The sequence below is a fragment of the Streptomyces sp. 130 genome (genome assembly GCF_007096885.1).
GTDB lineage: Bacteria > Actinomycetota > Actinomycetes > Streptomycetales > Streptomycetaceae > Streptomyces.
In genome coordinates this window covers 154,293-170,856 of the sequence record NZ_VJNO01000011.1, presented here as the reverse complement: position 1 = coordinate 170,856, position 16,564 = coordinate 154,293, and the positions used below count along the sequence as shown (strand labels likewise).

The following is a 16,564-nucleotide window of genomic DNA, read 5'->3' as shown; positions in this document are numbered from 1 at the left end:
CCCGGGTACTAACCTCCGCCGGAGGGCATGGACCAGAACCAGCGACATGTACAGAGGGGTGCCAACGTGGCCAGGAAGCTCGCCGTCATCGGAGCCGGACTCATGGGGTCCGGCATCGCGCAGGTCTCCGCCCAGGCAGGCTGGGACGTGGTGCTGCGGGACGTCACCGACGAGGCCCTGACCCGCGGCCGTGACGGCATCAAGGGCTCCTTCGACAAGTTCGTCGCCAAGGGCAAGCTGGACGCGGCCGACGCCGAGGCCGCGCTCGGCCGGATCACCACGACCACCGACCTCGACGCCGTCGCCGACGCGGACGTCGTGGTCGAGGCCGTCTTCGAGAAGCTGGAGGTGAAGCACGAGATCTTCCGGTCGCTCGACAAGATCGTCCGGGACGACACCGTGCTCGCCTCCAACACCTCCGCCATCCCGATCACCAAGATCGCCGCTGTGACGGAGCGCCCGGAGCGCGTGGTCGGCGTCCACTTCTTCTCGCCGGTCCCGATGATGCAGCTCTGCGAACTCGTACGCGGCTACAAGACCAGCGACGAAACCCTCGCCACCGCGCGGGAGTTCGCCGAGTCCGTCGGCAAGACCTGCATCGTCGTCAACCGCGACGTGGCCGGCTTCGTCACCACCCGGCTGATCTCCGCGCTCGTGGTCGAGGCCGCCAAGCTCTACGAGTCGGGCGTCGCCACGGCCGAGGACATCGACGTCGCCTGCAAGCTCGGTTTCGGCCACGCGATGGGGCCGCTCGCGACCGCGGACCTCACCGGTGTCGACATCCTGCTGCACGCCACGAGCAACATCTACACCGAGTCGCAGGACGAGAAGTTCGCCGCCCCGGAGCTGATGCGCCGGATGGTCGATGCAGGTGACATCGGGCGCAAGAGCGGGCAGGGCTTCTACACCTACTGATCATTTTCGGTCCGGTCCGGCTGATTCGCTGTCAGCCGAGCCGGGTGCCGTTCGGGGCGACGCCGTCCGGAACCATCGGAATCATCGGCGTTCGCGGCCGAACCGCATCACTCCTCGGAGTGAATTCGGTATCGGTTCGCTTACAGACGGCAACTACCCTGTCGCTGCCACAGTCAGTTGGGGCATAGACAGTTTCGGACAGACGGACCGGGCCACGGAGCATTCCAGGGGAGCGCATATGCACATCAGGGGCGACCACGCCGAGCTGGTCGTCGGGGGCCGCCTCGACGTCCGAAGCGCGGCGGACGCCCGTACGGTCCTGCACTCGGCCCTGGACGGCGGCGTCGGCGATCTGGTGCTCGACCTGACCGAGCTGGATTCATGGGACGCCACCGGACTCGGCGTCATCATGGGCGCGCACCGCAGGGCGGGACGCGCCGGGCGGCGCCTCGTGCTGCGCGGCGTGCCTCCGCAGATGCAACGCCTCCTGGTGGCGACCCGGCTGCACCGCATCCTCGCCATCGAGGGCGGGCTCGCGGCGGAGTCCCTGCCCCGCGTCTGAGGGGCCCGCGGGAGCGGCCTGCGGGAGCACCCCGTGCCCCCTCGGTGACCGTACGGCGAGAAGGCACACAATCCTCACGAGACCGTGATCTCGGAGCGGCGCGCCACCCCGGACGGTCGTGGATACTGTGCGAAGGTTTAGGGTTCGGCCGTCTGCCGATTGACGGACCCGACCCGGCGGACACCGGACCGTGGGCGGCATCTGGACGTGCGAGGCCGGGAGGGACAACCGCGCTCGACGCGTCTTGGGGGCTTTGGCGATGGACCCGATACACCGGCGGCCGGAGGAGTTCGGCCACGACGGCGAGGACTCCGCCGAGGGGGCCGGCCCGCGCCGCCCTTCGCGCGATCCGCTGACCCCGGATTTCGGTCAGCAAACACCGCGGCAGGTCCGGATGGTCAGCCTCGTCGCCGGCGACCTGACGCTCACCGTCAACCCCGTCGACGGCAGCGAGGTCGAACCGTGCCCGCCCGGTGAGCGGCCCGCCGCCCCCGTCCGCCGCACCCCCGCCGAGCGCGCCGCCCGCGCCCGCGCCGCGGCGCCCCCCGTGCCGCCGGGCCCGCCCGTCCCCCGGCTGCCGCTGCTGCGGCGCGACGAGGAACGCGAACGGCTGACCCGCCTCCTGGCCCGAGGCCGCTCCGTCCGGCTCACCGGACCGGCGGGTTCCGGCCGTACCGCCCTGCTCGACGCCGTCGCCGCCGACTGCGCGGACGTCGCGCCCGACGGGGTCGTCCGCCTCAGCGGCCACAAGCGCACCGCCACCGACCTGCTGTACGCGCTCTTCGACGCCGTCCACGACGCCCCCCTGCACCGGCCGGACCGCACGCTCCTGCTGGAGACGCTGCGCTCCACCGGCGCCGTCGTCGTCCTGGACGACCTGGAGCTCGGCGGCGCCGCCCTGGACGAACTGCTCGACGCCACCCCCGAGTGCGCCTTCCTGTTCGCCGCGACGCCCGAGGTCGCCGCGCCCGGCGCCGACTCCGCCCTCGAAGAGGTCTTCCTCACCGGCCTCGACCGGGCCACCTCCGTGGACCTGCTGTGCCGGGTGGTCGAACGGCGGCTCACCGAGGAGGAGGCCAACTGGGCCGGAGACCTCTGGTTCGAGTCCGAGGGCCTGCCCCTGCGCTTCGTCCAGGCCGGTGCGCTGCTGCGCCAGCGCGACCAGCTGCGCACCGACGCCACCGCGTACGACGAGTACGGCTATCTGGCGAACCGGCCCGCCGACGCGCCGCCCGCGCCCGAGGCGGCCGGTGACCCGGACGTGCCGCTGCCCAGCCTCGGCGAGGGCGCGGCGCCCGCGGCCCTGCTGGCCTCCCGGCTGAGCGACGCGGCCCGGGACACGCTGCGGTTCGCGGTGGCCCTCGGCGGCGAGGTGCCGCACCAGGCCCATCTGCCCGCGCTCGTCGGGGACACCCACGCCGACGCCGCCCTCGGCGAGCTGGCCGGCTGCGGGCTGCTCTCCTCGACCGGCTCCCGCTACCGGCTGGCCGCCGGGGTCCTGGCCCAGCTGACGGCCGCCGGTTACGAGGACGACGCCGCCGACCGGGCCCGTACCGCCGCCCAGCACTACGCCTGGTGGACCGGGCACCCCTCGGTCACCCCCGAGCGGGCGACCGCCGAGGCCGACGCGATCATCGCCGCCATGGGCCGGCTGGTGCCGGGGGAGGCGGCCGGAGGGACCAGCGCCGCCGTGCTCCTCGCCCGCAGCGCGGCGCCCGCCTTCGCGGCCGGGCTGCACTGGGGCGCCTGGGAGCGGGCCCTGCGGATCGGCCAGGAGGCCGGGCGGCTCGCCGGGGAGGTCGCGGAAGAGGCGTACTTCCACCACGAGTTGGGCGTCCTCGCGCTCTGCACCGGCCACCCCGACCGGGCCAGGGCCGAGCTGGAGACCGCCATCAGCATGCGGGGGGCGCTCGCCGACAAGAGCGGCGCGGTGGCCGGGCGGCGCGCCCTCGCGCTGGTCGAGGACCGGGCCGGCGTGGTGCCGGCGGTGGGTGACGGCGGGGCGTTCGAGGCGTCGCCGCCGATGGGGGTGCCGGCCGTCGTCCCGGTCTCCATGACGAGCCCGTTCGCCGACACCGCGGTGGTGCCCCGGCAGGAGCCGATGACGGTGCCGGTGCCGGTGACCGCGCCTGCGGCGGGCGGCGGCAAGGGGGCGGTGCGGGGCGGGCCGCTGGCCCTCATCGGCGGGGCCCGCCGCAATCTGGTCGCCGCCGGGGCGGGGGTGCTGCTGGCCGGGGTCCTCGGCACGGTGGTGACGCTCGGCCTGACGTCGAGCAGCGATCCGCAGGGCGGGGCCGGCACGTCGACCGAGCAGGAGGTGCCGGACGACGACGGCGTCTACGACGCGGAGGTGGAGAGCGGGGAGCCGGCGGACGGGCCGTCCACGAGCGGGGCGCCTTCGGGGCCCGCGTCCTCGTCGGCGTCGGCCTCGGCGACGCCGGCCGCCACGGGGAGCGGGGCGGCGCCGGCCGACGAGGGGTCGCCTTCGGCGACGTCGTCGGCGCCGGACACGCAGTCGTCCCCGGGGTCGCCGTCGTCGCCCGGTGCGACGGAGCCGTCGTCGCCGAAGCCCACGTCGGCCTCGCCGACGCCCACGAAGACGGCCACCTCGCCCACGCCGACCGAGACCGAGACGGAGTCCCCGAGCCCGGGGGAGTCGGACCCGGACGTGCCGCCCACGAAGCCGGATACGCCGGAGCAGGCGAGCGACAGCCCTTCGGGGACCTAGCCCCCGCGAGGGCGCCGGCCCCCGGCGCCAGGGTTCCGTCCTCAATCGCCGGACGGGCTTGAAAGGGCCGACGGGCCGCGGGCATCACGGGGGTGTCGGGCCCGTTCGGCCCGAGGGTTCCGTCCTCAATCGCCGGACGGGCTTAGGGGGCCGGGCGGGCTTCATGGGGCCGACGGGCCGCAGGCATCACGGGGGCCTCGGGTCCGTTCGGCGCCAGGATTCCGTCCTCAATCGCCGGACGGGCTTGATAGGGCCGACGGGCCGCGGGCATCACGGGGGTGTCGGGCCCGTCCGGCGCCAGGGTTCCGTCCTCAAGCGCCGGACCGGCTTGATGGGGCTGGACGGGCTTGAAAGGGCCGGACCGGCTTGTGGGGGTCGGTTCAGAACAGGCGCAGTTTGTCGTCCTCGATGCCGCGCAGCGCGTCGTAGTCCAGGACCACGCAGCCGATGCCCCGGTCCGTGGCCAGGACCCTGGCCTGCGGCTTGATCTCCTGGGCGGCGAAGATGCCCTTGACCGGGGCCAGATGCGGGTCGCGGTTGAGCAGTTCCAGGTAACGCGTCAGCTGCTCGACGCCGTCGATGTCGCCGCGCCGCTTCAGCTCGACGGCCACCGTCTGCCCGTCCGCGTCGCGGCACAGGATGTCGACCGGGCCGATGGCCGTGAAGTACTCGCGGCGGATCAGCGTGTAGCCCTCGCCCAGGGTCTCGATGCGGTCGGCGAGCAGTTCTTGGAGGTGCGCCTCGACGCCGTCCTTGATCAGCCCCGGATCGACGCCCAGTTCATGGCTCGAGTCATGGAGGATTTCCTCCATCGTGATGATCAGTTTTTCGCCCGCCTTGTTCACCACGGTCCAGGTGCCCTCGTCGTCGCCGCTGCCCTCCTTCAGGGTGCACGGCGGCGACATCCAGTTGAGCGGTTTGTACGCCCTGTCGTCGGCGTGAATCGACACGCTCCCGTCCGCCTTGACCAGGATGAGGCGGGGAGCGGAGGGCAGGTGGGCGGTGAGCCGGCCCGCGTAATCCACGGAGCAGCGGGCGATGACGAGACGCATGGTCGGCAACGCTACTCGACAACGAGGGCCCGGCGCGATTCACCGGTCGGCCGCTCTCACCCCTTCCGGAGTTGGCGCTTTCTGTCTTGCCCCTCTTTGAACCCCTTCGTTATTGGCCGGTTGTGTTCCCAATCTCCTGGTGCGGCCCGGACTGCGCCCTTACCGTGGAAGCGGGAGGTCGCCGCGCGTGCACGCTGCGTCGTCGTCGGCCTTCTTCCCTGCCCGTAAGGCTCCGGTAATCCGCCGGGGCCGCGAGAGGAGAACCCATGTCGCTCGACGTCTCACCGGCTCTGTTGGAACAGGCCGAGCGAGGCGAGGTCGACGAAGCCGACTTCGTCGACTGCGTCCGGACCTCCCTGCCCTACGCATGGGAGATGATCAGCTCGTTGGTGGCTCAGCTGAAGGTCGACGGCGGGGAATTCGCCGACAACCAGACGCCGCCGCCCAACGAGCAGGCACGTGGTCAGCTGCTGCGTGCGCTCGCGAGTGATGCAATACGCGGAGCGCTGCAGCGGCACTTCGGGGTGCGTCTCGCATTCCAGAACTGCCACCGCGTCGCGGTGTTCCCGCTGGACGCCTCGGTCGACGACCGACTGGCCAAGTTCACCTCGGTGAGGGGCCAGTTGCTCAACCAGTCGCCCGAACTACGGGACTGCTGAACGCTTCCGTCGCCGTTCCGGGCCGCGGGAGGTGCAACTGGTCCGGGGCGGCGGCTCCGTACGCACACCGCCATACACCCTTCCGTCCGTGCGCGGGGGTCATCCGAGGAGTGGCCGTACCTCCGTGCCGAGCCGCGCTACGTTCTCCTCCGTGGCGACGAGATCCCCGGAACCTTCCACCAGGAGCGCGAAGCGGGTGATGCCCGTGCGCTCGGCGGTGACCGCCAGGCGCTCGGCCGCGAGCTCCGGCGTGCCCACGGGATGAAGGCCGCACAGCAGCTCCGCGTACCCGACGGGGTCCCGCATCACGCGGTGCCGGCCGTCCACCGTCACATGCGCGTCCAGCCCCTGGCGCAGCCAGCCCGGCATCGCCTTCACCAGCGTCTCGACGGCGTCCTCGGTGCGGTCGGCGATCTGGGCCACCCCGGCCGACACGTGCCCCGCCCCGCGCACCCTCTCCGGCGCATGGCCGGCCGCCAGCGCGCGGGACCGCCAGAGCGCCACCATCTCCGCCTTCTCCTCGTCCCCGCAGTGCATGCCGAGCAGCATCGGCAGGCCCCGGTCGGCGGCGAGCTCCACGGTCCTGCGCGAGGTGCACGCGACGATCACCTCGGGGCCGGACCCCGCCGTGCCGTCCGCGCCGATCAGCTCGTCGGCCCGGGGGACGACCGCCACCTCGCGGAAGCCGTACCGCTCGCCCCGGCCCGCCACGCGCGGCTCGCGCAGCCAGTCGAGCAGAAGCCCCAGGGACTCCGGGAACCCCTTCTCGTACGCCTCCAGGCCGCCGCCGAACACCTCCAGGTCCACCCACGGCCCGCCGCGGCCGACGCCGAGGCTGAACCGGCCGCCGCTCGTCAGATGGAGCAGCGCGGCCTGCTCGCCGAGCGCCACCGGGTGCTGCGTCGGCAGCACGCTCACCGCCGTGCCGACGCGGATGCGACGGGTCCGGCCGAGCAGCTGCGCGGCCAGGGTGACGGCCGACGGGCACACCCCGTACGGCACGAAGTGGTGTTCGGCCAGCCAGACCGAGTCGAGCCCGGACTCCTCGGCGACCTCGGCGGACCGGATGGCGCGGTGCAGCGCTTCCCCCGGCCCCTGGCCCGGAAACTGGGCCGCCAGTACGAACGTTCCGACACGCATCGCCAATTGCCTCCTTGCGGCCGACGCGGCTCTCCCCTACTGGCAACAACGTCTGACACGTGCCAAAGGCACGGTCCGGCGCGTAGTTGTTGCGATTTTCCGGTAACCCCTCGCGCCGCGAGGCCCGGGAGTCGGGTACCCCGCCCGAATGGCCCTACCCTGGACGGGTCCCGCCCGCCCCGTCCCAAGAGGTGAAACGTGTCCCCGCGCCGCAACCGCCCCCGAGGCGGCGAGAGCCGCAACGACAGCGCGAGCGAGTCGGGCGACCGGTACGGCGGGGGAGGGCGTACGGAGGAGTGGCAGGGCGAGGAGTGGTCGGTGCGCCCGGTCAGCGGCGCGAGCGCGGCCGGCAAGCGCTACCGCTGCCCCGGCTGCGACCAGGAGATCCCGTCCGGCGTGCCGCATCTGGTGGCCTGGTCCGAGTACGGCGGGGTCGACGACCGCAGGCACTGGCACAAGGCCTGCTGGAACGCGAAGGACCGCCGCACCACCAAGGTGCAGCGGTCCCGGAACGCGCCGCGCTACTGAGCCGGCCCCGCCTCAGACGTCGCGCCGGTTCATCGACAGGTAGGCCCCGCCCATGGCGACCGCCGTCACGCCGAGGAGGAGCCACAGCGGCTGCCAGCCGGTCGGGCCGCCGGACGAGGTGACCGAGTTGTCGTAGAAGACGCTCAGCTGGTTGGGGATCGAGTACTCCAGCAGCTTCTCCTGGAGCGTCGCCAGCGACGACGCGAACATGAAGATGGCCAGCACGAGCGGCAGCAGCACCACGCCGATCATCAGCGTGATCGCCCCGGCCGAGTGCCGGATCAGCGCGCCGACCGCGAGCGCCAGCAGCCCCAGCGTCGCCACGTAGAGCGCGACGCCGACCGTGGCGCGCAGCCACTCCTCGCCGCTCGGCGACGCCGCGTCCAGCATCGACGACTGGATCAGGGCGACCACCGAGGTCATCACCGTGGTGAGGACGAAGGTGAGCAGGAAGAAGACGAGTGCCTTGGCGCCGAGCACCCGGCCCCGGCTCGGGCAGGCCGTCAGCGTCGTACGGATCATGCCGGTGCCGTACTCCGAGGCGATCGTCATCACGCCGAGCGTGATCACACAGATCGTGCCGAGCAGCACCCCGAAGAAGCCGAGGCTCAGGACCGGGGTGTCGCCCATGTCCGAGTCGGACGCGGAGACGGCGACGGCCGCCAGCACCCCGATGACCAGCAACAGCGCGGTCATGATCCCGAGGGTCCACATGGTCGAGCGCACGGACCGGATCTTGGTCCACTCCGAGGCGATGGCGTCCCCGAGCGTCGCGCGGCGCACGGGGATCGGCGAGACGTACCCCTGCGGCTGCTGGTACGCCTGCTGCGGCGCGGGCTGCTGGTACGGCGCCTGCGGCGCCGGCGGCGTGGTCATCGGGGGTCCTCGCTGGTCTCGCGCTTGGTCAGGTCTGCGGGGGCGGGGGCGGGTGCCTCGGCGGGCGGCGTCGGGGCGGGAGCGGGCGCGGGCGCGGCGGGCGCGGGCGCCTGGGCCGGTGCGCCGGCCGCGTACGGGTTCTGTCCGGGCGGCGGCGGGGCGTACCAGCCCTGCTGCGGCACGTCCGGCACGGGCTGCTGCGGGGCGTACCCCGGCTGCTGCCCGTAGCCGGGATGCGGGGGCTGCTGCTGGAGGTGGGCCCGCTGGTCGACCGTCGAGCGGTAGTCCACGGCGCCCTGCGTCATCCGCATGTACGCCTCCTCCAGCGACGCCTGGTGCGGCGAGAGCTCCCACAGCCGGACGTCCGACTCATGGGCCAGGTCGCTGATCCGGGGCAGTGCCAGGCCGGTGACCCGCAGGGCGCCGTCCGGCTCGGACAGCACCTGGCCGCCCGCCTCGGTCAGCGTGGCCGTCAGCTTCTCCCGCGGCTCCGGCGTCCCGTCCGGGACGCGGACCCGGGCGAAGTCGGCCGAGTTGGCCGAGATGAAGTCCTTGACGCTCATGTCGGCCATCAGCTGGCCGCGCCCGATCACGATGAGGTGGTCGGCGGTGAGGGCCATCTCGCTCATCAGGTGCGAGGAGACGAAGACCGTGCGGCCCTCGGACGCCAGCATCTTCATCAGATTGCGGACCCAGAGGATGCCCTCCGGGTCGAGGCCGTTGACCGGCTCGTCGAACAGCAGCACCTGCGGGTCGCCGAGCAGCGCCGCCGCGATGCCCAGCCGCTGCCCCATGCCCAGCGAGAACCCCTTGGACCGTTTGCGGGCCACGTCCTGGAGGCCGACGACGCCCAGCACCTCGTCCACCCGGGCCTCCGGAATGCCGGCCAGCTGGGCGAGCGAGAGCAGGTGGTTGCGGGCGCTGCGCCCGCCGTGCACCGCCTTGGCGTCGAGCAGGGCGCCCACCTGGCGGGGCGCGTTCGGCAGGCCGCGGAACTCGTGGCCGCCGATGGTGACCCGGCCGGCCGTCGGCCGGTCCAGGCCGAGGATCATGCGCATGGTGGTCGACTTGCCGGACCCGTTGGGACCGAGGAACCCGGTGACGGCACCCGGCCGCACCTGGAAGGAAAGGTTGTACACGGCCGTCTTAGCGCCATAGCGCTTGGTCAGGCCGACTGCCTCGATCATGCTCTCCAGCCCCATCGACTTATCTGTCGTCGGGGCACACGCCGGTCGGCCGTACGCCCCCGTAAGAGTTAGGAGGATATCCACGCCTTGACGGTTCCGCCCAAGCCGTTACGAGGGGTGAGTCGCGGGCCGGCCCTTCCGCAGGGTCAGGCGTCCCGCTTCTTCAGTACGAGGAATCCGCCGAGCACCGCCGCCGCCACCCAGCCCACCATGATCAGCAGCCCGGCCCACGGCCCGTAGGGCGCCGGATCGCTGTTCATCGCGTCCGGCACCACCTGCATGATCTTGGAGCCCGCCTGGTCCGGGAAGTACCGGGCGACCTTCTGGGCGCCCGGCACCGCCGACAGGATCTGCGAGACCAGGAAGAAGAACGGCATCAGGATGCCCAGCGACAGCATGGAGCTGCGCAGCATCGCCGCCACCCCCATGGAGAACAGCGCGATCAGCCCCATGTAGAGGCCGCCGCCGACGACCGCGCGCAGCACGTTGTCCGCGCCGATGTCCGTACCGTGGCCGCCCAGCAGCGCCTGGCCCAGGAAGAACGTGGCGAAGCTGGTGACCAGGCCCACCACCAGCGCGAGGACCCCGGCCACCAGCATCTTGCTGAACAGGAACGTGGCCCGCTGCGGCACCGCCGCCAGTGAGGTGCGGATCATGCCCGAGCTGTACTCCGTACCGACGACGAGCACCCCGAACACCACCATCGCCAGCTGGCCGAGGATCATCCCGGAGAAGCTGACGAACGTCGGGTCGAAGGTGATCCGCTCCTCCGGCTTGAGGTCGTCGAACTGCGCGTTCATCAGCGCGCACAGAGCCGCGCCCATCGCCACGGTGACCAGGAACGCCGAGATCAGCGTCCAGGTGGTGGAGGAGACCGTGCGGATCTTGGTCCATTCGGAGGTCAGGACCGCGGGCACCGAGGCCATCGTCACGCCCCCTCTCCGCCGCCGGGCCGCTGGACCCAGCCCTCGCCCCACCGCGCGCCCCCGGGCGGCGCCCCGCCGCCCGGCTCCGAGTGCGCGTGGTACTCGACCGCGCCCGCCGTCATCTGCATGAACGCCTCCTCCAGCGACGCCCGTTGGGCGCTCAGCTCGTGCAGCGTGATGCCGTGCCGGGCGGCCAGCTCACCCAGGTCCTCGGTGGTGGCGCCGTCCACCTCCAGCGTGCCGCCGTCCGCCTCCACGGCGACGACACCCTCCTGGTGCAGCACGTCGCGCAGCCGCTCCGGCTGCGGGGAGCGCAGCCGTACGTAACTGCGCGAGTTCTCCTGGATGAAGTCGGCCATCGACGTGTCCGCGAGGAGCCTGCCCTGGCCGATCACGATGAGGTGGTCGGCGGTGAGGGCCATCTCGCTCATCAGGTGCGAGGAGACGAAGATCGTCCGGCCCTGCGCGGCGAGCGTCTTCATCAGGTTCCGGATCCAGTGGATGCCCTCGGGGTCGAGGCCGTTGACCGGCTCGTCGAACATCAGAATCCGCGGGTCGCCGAGCAGCGCCGACGCGATGCCCAGGCGCTGGCCCATGCCGAGCGAGAAACCCTTGGACTTCTTCCTCGCCACCGCGGTCAGGCCCACGGTCTCCAGCACCTCCGCCACCCGCTGTTCGGGGATGCGGTTGCTCTGCGCCAGGCAGAGCAGATTGTGGTACGCGCTGCGCCCGCCGTGCATCGCCTTGGCGTCCAGGAGCGCCCCGATGTACTTCAGAGGTTCTTCGAGTTCGCGGTAGTGCTTGCCGTCGATCCGCACGGAACCGCTGGTCGGGTTGTCGAGATCGAGCATCATCCGCATCGTGGTGGACTTGCCCGCCCCGTTGGGGCCCAGAAAACCCGTCACCATCCCCGGCTTGATCACGCACGACAACTGGTCGACGGCGACCTTGTTCCCGTACCTCTTCGTGAGGCCATCGAGCTCGATCATGCGTTCACGCTAGAACGCCCGCGTGCCCGGCGCCACCACAAGGGCGGGGCCGGGCACGCGGGTACGGCAGCCGGAATCAGCGGGTCTGCTGGGCCGGGACACCGCGCGAGGCGGGCTCCTCGTCGGCGGGGGTGCCGGCGGCGGCCACCGCGGCACCGGTCAGCGTCGCCAGCATCTCGCGGACGTTGGTCAGCTGCGCGTTGATCGAGTCGCGGCGGTTGGTGAGCGCCGCGAGCTCGCGCTCCGACTCGCTGCGGATGCGGTCGGCCTTCGCGTTGGCGTCCGCCACGATGTCCTCGGACTGGCGCTGCGCGGTCTCCACCGTCTGCCGGGCCCGGCGCTCGGCGTCCGTGCGCAGCTTCTCGGCCTCCAGCCGCAGCTGCTCGGCGCGGTGCTCGATCTCGGCGAGCCGCTTCTCCGCCTTGGCCTGGCGGGACGCGAGGTCGCGCTCCGACTGGTCGCGGCGCTTGGCGAGGTTGGTCTCGAAGTCCGCGGCGGCCTGGGCGGCCTTGGCGCGGGTCTCCTCGAAGAGGGCGTCGGCCTCCTCCCGCTTCTGCGCCGCGTCCTTCTGCGCGTCGGCGCGCAGCGCGGTGGCCTCACCCTTGGCCTTGTCGACGATGCGGACGCCGTCGTCCTCCGCCTTGGCCTTGCGCTCGGCGGCGAACGTCTCGGCGTCGTTGCGCACCTGCTGGGCGGCGGACTCGGCGAGCTCGCGGTGCTGCTCGGCGGCGCGACGGGCCTCCTCGCGCAGGTCCTTCGCCTCCTCCTCGGCCAGCCGGAGGATCTTCTCCACACGCGCGCCGAGACCCGCGTACGACGGCTCCGCGTCGTTCACCTGGGCCTGGGCGTTCTGCGTTTCGAGGTGCAGCTCCTCGATGCGCTTTTCCAGCGATGTGATGCGGGCGAGAGCACTATCACGGTCGGCGACGAGCTTGGTAATGCGGTCATCCACCTGACCGCGGTCGTAACCACGCCGCACGAGTTCGAAGCCGAAGGGGGAGGAAGGGTCACTCATGGGGTTCCTGTCGAAGTGAGACCGGTGAGGTGATAGAGGGAATCCTAGGGGCCGAAACGGCGTGTCATCGAGTGGATGCCGGTTTGATCTGGAGAATGACACCCCTTTTGAGTGGCGAACACGGCCTCCCCCTTGCCACCCGGACGGCTGAAGGTCCATGAGAGACCACGGACCACAGCCGGTCGGCTACCCATCGGACTGCTTGCCACCCGATCGAGTGCCCGCCGCGGCCCCGGCCTTGACACCGCCGGCCGGTGCGGAGCCCCCGCCCTTACCGCCCGCCGCGGGGGTCTCGAAAGACTCCAACGCCTCCAGCACGTCCTGGACACGGGAGATCTCCGTGTTGATGTCCTCGCGCCGGCGCACCAGGACCTCCAGCTCGCGCCGGCCCTCGTCCACCATCCGCTTGGCCTCGGCCTCGGCGTCCGCCCGCAGCTTCTCGGCCTCGCGCACCAGGCTGGCCTTCTTCTGCTCGGCCTCCTTCAGCAGCGACTCGGCCCGCTTCACGGCGGCGATCCTGACCTTGCTCGCCTCCGAATTGGCGTCCGCCAGCAGCTCCTTGGACTTCGCCTCGGCCTCCTCGCGCTGCTCGGTGGCGGCCTTGATCAGCTTGTCGACGCGCTCGCCGACCGTCTTGACCTGCTCGGCCGTCTCCCGGCGCGCCCGGTCGTGCAGCTCCTGCACCTCGGTCTCCGCACGGGTCTTCAGCTCCTCGGCCCGCTCCCGGATCTGCGTGGCGTCCCGGCGCGCGCCGACCAGCAGCTCGTCCGCGTCCGTCCGGGCCCGCTCCACCAGCGCGTTGCCCTCGACCGTCGCCTCGGAGGTGATCCGCACGGCCTCCTTGCGCGCCGCGCCGACCATCGCGTCGGCCTGCTCCTCGGCCTCCGTGGCGGCGCGCAGCGCCTCCTCCTGAGCCTTGGCGATGAGCTGGTCCGCCTGCTCCGCCGCGTCCGCCCGGCGCTTCGACGCGGCCTCGCGCGCCTCGTCGAGCAGCCGGTCCGCCTCCTGGCGCGCCTCGGCCCGCATCTGCTCGGCAGCCGCCTCCGCGTCCGCCCGCAGCCGCTCCGACTCCTCCCGGGTCCGCGCCGCGTGCTCCTGCGCGGAGCCCACCGTGGCCGAAGCCTCCGCGCGCATCCGCTCCGCGTCGCCCGCCGCCTCCTCCACGGTCCGGGCCGCCTGGTGCTCCGCGTCCGTGCGCAGCCGCCCGGCCTCCGCGGTCGCCTCGGACACCAGCAGGTCGGCCTGGGCCGCCGCCTCGTTCCGCATCCGGTTGGCGTCCTCGCGGGCCTCCGCCCGGCTGCGCGCCGCGTCCTGCTCGGCGGACGCCAGCGCGTCCGACGCCTCGGTGCGCATCCGCTGGCTGTACTCGGCGGTGTCCGCCCGCAGCCGCTCGGACTCCGCGATCGCCTCGGAGACCGTGCGCTCCGCCATCGCCTTCGCGGCGTCCGTCTCCTCCTTGGCCACCTGGCGGATGCGCGCGGCGTCCTCGCCCGCCCGCTCCCGCTCGGCGTGCGCGTCGGCGCGCAGCCGGTCGGCCTCCTCCTGGGCCTCCGACTTCGTCCGCTCCGCGGCATGCTCGGCCGCCGAGCGCAGCCCGGCGATCTCCGCCTCGGCCTGCTCCTGGAGCCCGCTGACCGCGTCCCGCACCTGCTGGGCGGTCTGCTCGGCCGCCGCGACCAGCTCGGCCGCCCGGGTCTCCGCCTCGGCGGTCAGGCGGTGCGCCTCGGCCTGCGCCTCCTCGACCCGCTTGCGCGCGGAGGCCAGCAGCTCCTCGCTCTGCTCACGGGCGCGCTCGCGCTCCTGATTCGCCTCGACACGGGCCGCGTCCAGCGTCTCCTCGGCCTCGCGCCGGCGCCGGTTCGCCTCCTCCTGGGCGGCGGCCAGCGCCTCGGCGGCCTCCGTGCCCACCCGTTCGGCCGCCGCGGCGGCCTCCGACCGCATCCGGCCCGCGCTCTCCTGCGCCTCGGTCCGCAGCCGCTCCGCCTCGGTGGCGGCCTCCGTGCGCAGCCGTACGGCGACGGCCTCGCCCTCGGCACGCGACTGCGAGGCGTCCGCCGCGGCCTCGTCGCGCAGCCGCTGGGCCTCGGCCTCCGCCTGCTCCCGGAGCGTCCGCAGCCGCTCGGCGGACTCCGCGCGCAGCCGCTCGGACTCCTCTCCGGCCTCGCGCCGGATGCGCTCCGCCTCCGCACGCGCCTCACCGAGCGCCTGCTCGGCGGCGGTGAGCCGGGTCTCGGCCTCGCCCTTGAGCCGGGCCAGCTCCTCGGCCGCCTCCGACTGCCGGGCCGCGACGGCGCGCTCGGTCTCCTCGCGCAGCGCCGACGCCGCCCGCTCCGCCGCGGTCCGCGCCGCCTCGGCCTGCTCCTCGGACTCCGTGCGCAGCTGCTCCGCCTCGGCGCGGGCCCGGTCGAGGGCCTCCTCCGCCTGCTTGCGCAGCGCCGCGGCCCGCTCCGTGGCCTCGGTGCGGACGCGCTCGCCCTCGGCGGTCGCCGTACCGCGCAGCTCCTCCGCGTCGGCCTTGGCCTTCGCGAGCAGCTCCTCCGCGGTCTTCGCGCCCTCCTCGATCTGCTGGAGGGCCTCGCGGCGGGCCTCGCCCCGGATCCGCTCGCCCTCCGCGACCGCCTCGGCCCGCAGCTGCTCGGCCTCGCCGCGCAGCCGGCGCGCCTCCTCCTGGAGCTCGACCGTCTTGGCCCGGTACTCCTTGGTGTCGTCCTTGGCCGCGCCCTTGAGCTGGTCGGCCTGCTCGGCCGCCTCGCCGCGCAGCCGGTCCGCCTCGGCCTCGGCCTCGCGGCGGATGCGCTCGGCCTCCTCGCCCGCCGCCCTGGTGGCCGCCTTCGCGTCCTCGGACGCCTTGGTCAGGATCTCCTCGGCGGACCGGGCCGCCTTCGCGAGCTGGGCCGCCGCGTCCTCGGCGGCGGCGGTGCGCGCGGCCTCGGCCGCCTCCGCACGCAGCCGCTCGGCCTCGGCACGGGCGTCCGCGAGCGCCTGCTCGGCCTCCGCCTTGAGGGTCTCGGCCTCCTTGGTCGCCTCGCCGACCAGCCGGGCGATCTCCGTCTTGGCGGTCCGGGTGCGCTGCTCGTTCTGCGACTCGGCGGACGCCAGCCGCTTGACCGCGGTCTCCTTGGCCTCGGCGAGGACCTTCTCGGCCTCCAGGCGCGCCTCGCGCAGCCGGGTCTCGGCCTCCTGCATGCGCTGCTCGGCGGCCCGGCTCAGCTCGGTCGCCCGCTGCCGGGTCTGCTCGGTCTCCGCGGTCGTCGTCAGCCGCAGCTGCTCCGCGTGGCTGGTGGCCTCCTGCGCCTGGCCGGCCGCGACGCCGAGCATCCGCTCCGCGTCCTTGCGGGCGCGGGACAGGATCGACTCCGCCTCGGCCCGGGCGGACTCGGCCTCCGCCCCCACGCGCTGACGGGTCTCCTCGGCCAGCCGGGCGGCCTCGGCCCGGGCGGTGGCGAGCGCCTGCTCGGCCTCGGCCCGGGACTCCTCCATCAGGCGGCGGGCCTGCGACTCCGTCCGGGCCCGCAGCTGCTCGGCCCAGGCGACGTTCTCGTTGACGTGGGACTCGACGGTCTGGCGGCGCTCCGCCAGCTCCTGGTCGAGCTGCTGGCGGCGCTGCACCGCCTCGTTGTGCAGCTCGGCCTGGAGGCGGGCCTGGTGCTCGGCGTGCTCCTGGAGGATGCGCTGCGTCTGGGCGCGGGCGTCGCGCAGTTCGCGCTCGGCGTCGCTGCGCATCTGCTCGGCCTGGATCTGGGCGTTCCGCAGGAGCTGCTCCGCCTGATAGCCGATGTCCGCGCTGTCGTAGGCGGGACGCATCGCCAGACTGCGCCGTGCCTCGTGCAGCTTGGCTCGCAGGACCTCGACCTGGTAGCCGAGGTCCTCGGCGTGCTGGACGGCCTTCTCCCGGTCGGTTCTGAGCCGGTCCATCTCGGCCTCGAACCGCGAGAGATGGTCGTCTTCAGCTCGGTGGCTCTCCTGGCGTTCGTAGCCCCGCACTGC

The 16,564-nt window shown here is 73.2% G+C and carries 13 protein-coding genes; 5 read left to right on the top strand and 8 right to left on the bottom strand.

The features are described from left to right. Positions 1-66 precede the first annotated feature (66 nt). From FKN01_RS12805 to FKN01_RS12795, 3 genes are all read left to right on the top strand, one after another. The gene (locus tag FKN01_RS12805; protein ID WP_143619729.1) at positions 67-915 is read left to right on the top strand and encodes a 3-hydroxyacyl-CoA dehydrogenase family protein; all 849 of its coding nucleotides are present in this window, start codon (positions 67-69) and stop codon (positions 913-915) included. A gap of 238 nt (positions 916-1,153) precedes the next feature. Continuing rightward, on the top strand, positions 1,154-1,477 hold the full coding sequence (locus FKN01_RS12800) for an STAS domain-containing protein (RefSeq protein WP_143619728.1): 324 nt from the start codon (positions 1,154-1,156) through the stop codon (positions 1,475-1,477). Between the two features lie 259 nt (positions 1,478-1,736). Beyond that, on the top strand, positions 1,737-4,205 hold the full coding sequence (locus tag FKN01_RS12795) for an ATP-binding protein (RefSeq protein WP_143619727.1): 2,469 nt from the start codon (positions 1,737-1,739) through the stop codon (positions 4,203-4,205). A gap of 380 nt (positions 4,206-4,585) precedes the next feature. On the opposite strand, the gene nucS is transcribed toward FKN01_RS12795, so the two are convergent. Beyond that, positions 4,586-5,257 carry an endonuclease NucS gene (nucS, locus tag FKN01_RS12790; protein WP_143619726.1) on the bottom strand — a complete coding sequence of 224 codons (672 nt, stop codon included), beginning with the start codon at positions 5,255-5,257 and terminating at the stop codon, positions 4,586-4,588. 266 nt (positions 5,258-5,523) lie between these two features. On the opposite strand from nucS, the gene FKN01_RS12785 reads away from it, so the two are divergent. Then, positions 5,524-5,916, top strand: a complete 393-nt coding sequence (locus FKN01_RS12785) for an SCO5389 family protein (RefSeq protein ID WP_018102614.1) — start codon at positions 5,524-5,526, stop codon at positions 5,914-5,916. Positions 5,917-6,015: 99 nt separating this feature from the next. On the opposite strand, the gene FKN01_RS12780 is transcribed toward FKN01_RS12785, so the two are convergent. Then, complete coding sequence (locus tag FKN01_RS12780; protein ID WP_143619725.1) at positions 6,016-7,056, bottom strand: LLM class flavin-dependent oxidoreductase; 1,041 nt, start codon at positions 7,054-7,056, stop codon at positions 6,016-6,018. A 198-nt stretch (positions 7,057-7,254) separates the two neighbouring features. Here FKN01_RS12780 and FKN01_RS12775 point away from each other — a divergent pair, with 198 nt between their 5' ends. Further along, a complete protein-coding gene (locus FKN01_RS12775; RefSeq protein ID WP_143619724.1) occupies positions 7,255-7,584 on the top strand; it encodes an ATP/GTP-binding protein in 330 nt (109 codons plus the stop codon). A 12-nt stretch (positions 7,585-7,596) separates the two neighbouring features. On the opposite strand, the gene FKN01_RS12770 is transcribed toward FKN01_RS12775, so the two are convergent. The 6 genes from FKN01_RS12770 to scy all read right to left on the bottom strand — a co-directional run bounded on the left by FKN01_RS12770 (position 7,597) and on the right by scy (position 16,561). Further along, on the bottom strand, positions 7,597-8,460 hold the full coding sequence (locus tag FKN01_RS12770) for an ABC transporter permease (RefSeq protein WP_143619723.1): 864 nt from the start codon (positions 8,458-8,460) through the stop codon (positions 7,597-7,599). After that, positions 8,457-9,647, bottom strand: a complete 1,191-nt coding sequence (locus tag FKN01_RS12765) for an ATP-binding cassette domain-containing protein (RefSeq protein ID WP_143619722.1) — start codon at positions 9,645-9,647, stop codon at positions 8,457-8,459. Before FKN01_RS12765 ends, FKN01_RS12770 begins: the two co-directional genes overlap by 4 nt. Positions 9,648-9,793: 146 nt before the next feature. Further along, on the bottom strand, positions 9,794-10,573 hold the full coding sequence (locus tag FKN01_RS12760; protein ID WP_143619783.1) for an ABC transporter permease subunit: 780 nt from the start codon (positions 10,571-10,573) through the stop codon (positions 9,794-9,796). A gap of 2 nt (positions 10,574-10,575) precedes the next feature. After that, on the bottom strand, positions 10,576-11,562 hold the full coding sequence (locus FKN01_RS12755; RefSeq protein ID WP_143619721.1) for an ATP-binding cassette domain-containing protein: 987 nt from the start codon (positions 11,560-11,562) through the stop codon (positions 10,576-10,578). A gap of 76 nt (positions 11,563-11,638) precedes the next feature. Next, positions 11,639-12,577, bottom strand: coding sequence for a cellulose-binding protein (locus tag FKN01_RS12750; protein WP_073963892.1), 939 nt, complete (start codon positions 12,575-12,577; stop codon positions 11,639-11,641). Between the two features lie 186 nt (positions 12,578-12,763). After that, complete coding sequence (gene scy / locus FKN01_RS12745; RefSeq protein ID WP_143619719.1) at positions 12,764-16,561, bottom strand: polarized growth protein Scy; 3,798 nt, start codon at positions 16,559-16,561, stop codon at positions 12,764-12,766. Between the last annotated feature and the right edge of the window lie 3 nt (positions 16,562-16,564).